Here is a 1,160-nt window from a genome sequence, read left to right on the forward strand (position 1 = left end):
ATTTCCTAGAATAGCTAAAGACGAATAAATCACGCCGGTATGATGTGAAAGCACAAACCCTGGAGAGGTATCAAAAATTAGATGAGCTAAGTCAAAGTTGTTTAGGCCACCATCTTTGAGATATCCAAGTGAAGAAAATACAATGAAACCAACAAAAAAACAAAATAATGCATAATATTTTTTTAAAAACGTTTCAAACAACAAAATAAAAACTAGCAGAAAAGCCATCAAAAATTGAACACGATACCCTAAAGTAATTAACTTATAACAATAAAAAGAAACGACAACGAAGAAAACAAAACTTGAGGCTTTGAATGGTGGCTTAAACAAAAAAGAAAGAAAAATAATCACCAGCAAATACTCAGGCAAGCCAGACTCAACACTTAAATTATTAACATATGCTTCGTATGGATTTGATGTTGTGAAAATATTTACGCCGCGAAATAAAAAGCATCCTGTCAAAATCATTATAAGCGAAGCATAAAAAACATAATCATTTCTATATTTTTTAATACTTGAAGATAAATAAACCACACTTTTCGACGATTTTATTGCAATAGCAATCCCAGAAAAGAACAATGAATGAACAAATAAAAACTGAGAAAACAAATATTCTGTCTGAAAACGAGAATAGTCACTAATTGAAAATCCAAAATTAGTATATGCAAGTGTATAAAAAGGAAATAAATAACAAAAGCACAATATTAACTGCAGTGCGGGAATACGTGAAACATTAAACAAAACAATAGTAGAAATTAAAACAACTAAAAAATTACATACACTGATACTGATGAACTGGGCATAATAGAGAAAAAAAACCATAAAGGTAAGAACCAATGGAGCTAGTCGCCTTAACATATCAAACACCATTGTATTTTAATTGATCAATTTATGTTTTATTCTTTTAATTAGCATTTTAAACCTTTGAACTTTACGATTTACCAAACTAACTCTTGCTCCTAAAAAAATTAATAGCAACTCTGAAGTATTCAAACTTGGCATTAAAAATAAAAATCTCAAACGCTCAAACGCATTATTAGAAACAATTATGCCTTCGTAAAGTTTTATTCTCAGAGCCAAGGTTGAATGCAAGTTAGGTGATAATTTCGCATGAGAAAATTCGCCAATTTCAAACCAATTTTTAAAATGATTAAGTCTAT

General features: G+C 29.5%; 2 protein-coding genes. Both read right to left on the minus strand.

The features are described from left to right. Window positions 1-858 (minus strand): hypothetical protein (locus tag MMG82_RS21340; protein ID WP_241407416.1); only part of this gene is annotated, 858 nt, incomplete at its 3' end. An 18-nt stretch (window positions 859-876) separates the two neighbouring features. Then, on the minus strand, window positions 877-1,160 hold a 284-nt coding region (locus MMG82_RS21345; RefSeq protein ID WP_241407417.1), incomplete at its 5' end, for a hypothetical protein.

It is taken from the genome of Shewanella sp. MM_2022_3 (genome assembly GCF_022557375.1).
GTDB lineage: Bacteria > Pseudomonadota > Gammaproteobacteria > Enterobacterales > Shewanellaceae > Shewanella > Shewanella xiamenensis.